This is a genomic window from Rhodoplanes elegans, assembly GCF_016653355.1.
Classification (GTDB): Bacteria; Pseudomonadota; Alphaproteobacteria; order Rhizobiales; family Xanthobacteraceae; genus Rhodoplanes; species Rhodoplanes elegans.
On sequence record NZ_NHSK01000298.1, the window covers coordinates 1 to 2808 of the forward strand.

Below are 2808 nucleotides of genomic sequence, written 5' to 3' on the forward strand. Positions count from 1 at the left end.
CCGGGATGGCCGAGGGCGAGCCCGGATAAGGCGTCACGATCGCGCTGCGCACCCGGGCGCGCGCGCCCGTCGCCGGCACCTGCTGGATCGCCGTGCCGCCGCCCGAGACCGCCACCTCGCGCTCGTAATTGCGCGCCTCGACATAGCCGTCGTCCTCGCGGCCCTGGCCGATCAGCACCACCCACACCTTCACGCCCAGCGTGATCGGCACCCACTCGGCGACCGACAGCGGAAGCGCGGCTTCGAGCGCGTACATGGCCCCGGCGTCGTAGAGGCGGCCGGCCGCCACCTCGACGGCGCTCTGGCTGGTCGCGACCGTCGTGAAGCCCTTGTAGAGGCGGCCCGACACGAGCAGATCGTCGGTGAGCCGGGAGATGCCCTCCTGCGGCCAGCGGGCGAGACGGCCGTAGTCCTCCTCGGTGATCTCCTGGTCGACCTCGAAGTTCGGGCGCTTGTACATGGCGGCTCCTTGTCTGATCGCGGCTAGCGGCGCAGCACGACGCCGTAGGTCACGTCGTCCGTGACCTTGGCCAGGTCGCCCCAGACGAGCGGCCGGACCGAGTTGTGATCGAGGGTGAGCGTGTCGCGGGCGGCCCGCGTCATCGCGAGCGCGTCGGCGACCTCGGCGATGCGCGCCTCCGGGCCGCGCCGCACGAAGCGGCGGACCGCGCGCCGGGCGAGCGGCGTGGCGATGTGCACCAGCACGGCGGCCGTGAACGGCAGGCGCCGGATGCGCGAGCGGCCGACGCGATTGCGCATCCGGCCGAGCGTCTCCGACGAGCCGTCCGCGAGCCGGACCGACAGATAGGCCTGCTCGTCGGCGCGGTTCGCCCGCAGGCCGCGGCCGCGCCGCGAGCGGCCGGCGAAGATGCCGCGACCGCCTTCGCGCGCCTCCCACATCCGGCGCGGTTCCGCGTCGATCGCGGTCAGGCCCGGCGAGACGGCGTTCGGAATGAACACGTCGCCGCCGGCCGTGAAGGAGAGCGAGATCACCCGCCGGCCGGCGAGCGCCCCGTCGGCGACGAAGCGGCCGCGCAGCGCCTTGCCGACCTGTGTGGTCGCGCGCCGCGGTCCCGGAACAATCAGGCGCTCGGCCATCGCCAGCAGCCGGCCGGATGCGTCGCGCCGCACGTCGGCGAACACGAGACGCTGCACCGTGCCGCCGCGACGCAGCTCCGGGCGCCACCGGCCGAGCACGATCGCGGCGGCCGAGCGCACCGTCGTGCGCCGGCCGACGAAGCGACCCTTCAAGGTGCGTTGAACGATGGTTCCGTCCGCCAGCAGGAACCGCACCGGCCGATGCCGCATCGGGTAGTCGGCCGTGTAGATGCGGATCTCCGGGAGCCCGTCGAGCCACGCCTGGTGCGAGGCCGGCGTCGGCGCGCCGCCGGCGAAGATCGCGTGCCGCGGCAGCCGCGCCCGAACGAACTCGGCGTCCACATAGCCGCAGGCCATGCGATAGCCGAGCACCGTGGTCTTCGCCTCGTGGAACGCGCGGCTCTCGGCGACCACCTGGCGCTTGCGATGGAGCGGCCAGCCGGTCTTCCAGACGTCGACCGACCAGGCCCAGGCGAGCAGCGGCAGCTGCGCCTCGGGACACGTCCACGGATCCCACAGCGTGCGCAGCAGCGCCGCCTGCTCGAACAGCCCGGGCCACTGGTCGGCATTGACCAGGCTGTGACAGCGCTCGGCCGTGCCGGCGATCGGGAGGAGCGAGGGGAAGTCGGCGCTCATGCGTCGATCCCCCAGCCAACCGTGATGCCGGAGATCCACGGCGCGCCGTCCACTCCGCCGACCACGTCGGCGGGCGGCGTGATCACGTCGACGTGGCGGACCGCGCCCGACTTCGCGACCGCCCCGATCGCCTGCCGGTGCAGGGTCTCGCCGATCCGGTGGCGCTCGGCGCCGAGCGCCGCGATCGCGGTCGCCGCGGCCGCGACGGCGGCCNCGCCGCGACCGCGGCCGCCGGGTCCGGCCCGCGCGGCACCCACAGCTTCACGCTGACCGGCGTCGGCACGATGCGGGCCGGAACGACCGTGACGATGTCGGTGGACTGGCTCGCCGCCTCGCCATCGAAGGCCGCTTGAAGATCGCCGATCAGCGTCTCGGGCGGCGTGCCGTCGCCGGCGCGCGCCAGCACGATCAGGTCGAGCCAGCCGGCCGGACGCTTGCGGGTGCGCACATGCTTCACCCGGTCGCCGTAGAGCTTGCGGACCCGCCACTCGTAGCCGCCCGGCGTGAGACCGAACAGCGGCCGCGCCTCGTCGGAGAGTTGGGCGCGCGCCCGATACTCGTCGTCGGATTCGAGCACGGCGTCGGCGCCGCCGGCCGTGCCCGAGATCACCAGGCGCTCGGTCGCCTTGTACGTGATGGCGACGTGGTCGAGATCGGCGCCGACCGACGTCGCGAGCCGCAGCGCGTTCGCATGGTCGTTGATCGCCTGCAGAACGTTGATCTCGCCGAACGCAAATTCTTGGGCCAGCACGACGCCGGCGTCGAACTGCGTCACCGGGTTGCCGGCATCGTCGATCACGTCGAAGGCCGGCAGCTCGGGGTTCTTCACCCGGGCCGCGTCCCACCGGGACTTGAAGTCGAGAAGCCGCGCGCGGAGCGTCGCCTCGAAGTCGATCGCCGTCAGGGTCGGCGCGCCGATGCGCGACAGGTCGAGCGTGTCGGCCGTATAGGCGGTCATGACCAGCCCCCGGAGACGGCGGCCGTGCCGCGCGCCAGCGCCGTGATCGGCACCCGGACGTCGGCGTCCTCGGCGACCGTGTAGTCGCCGAGATGGCCGAACGGATAGAAGACGTA

At 73.3% G+C, this 2808-nt stretch carries 2 protein-coding genes; both read right to left on the reverse strand.

Going from position 1 to position 2808, the window contains the following annotated elements; all coding sequences use genetic code 11:
* Window positions 1–460, reverse strand: a 460-nt coding sequence (locus CCR97_RS29625; protein WP_201160172.1) for a hypothetical protein, incomplete at its 3' end; no start/stop codon positions are given.
* A 23-nt stretch (window positions 461–483) separates the two neighbouring features.
* On the reverse strand, window positions 484–1734 hold the full coding sequence (locus CCR97_RS29630; protein ID WP_201160173.1) for a phage tail protein I: 1251 nt from the start codon (window positions 1732–1734) through the stop codon (window positions 484–486).
* Window positions 1735–2808 lie beyond the last annotated feature (1074 nt).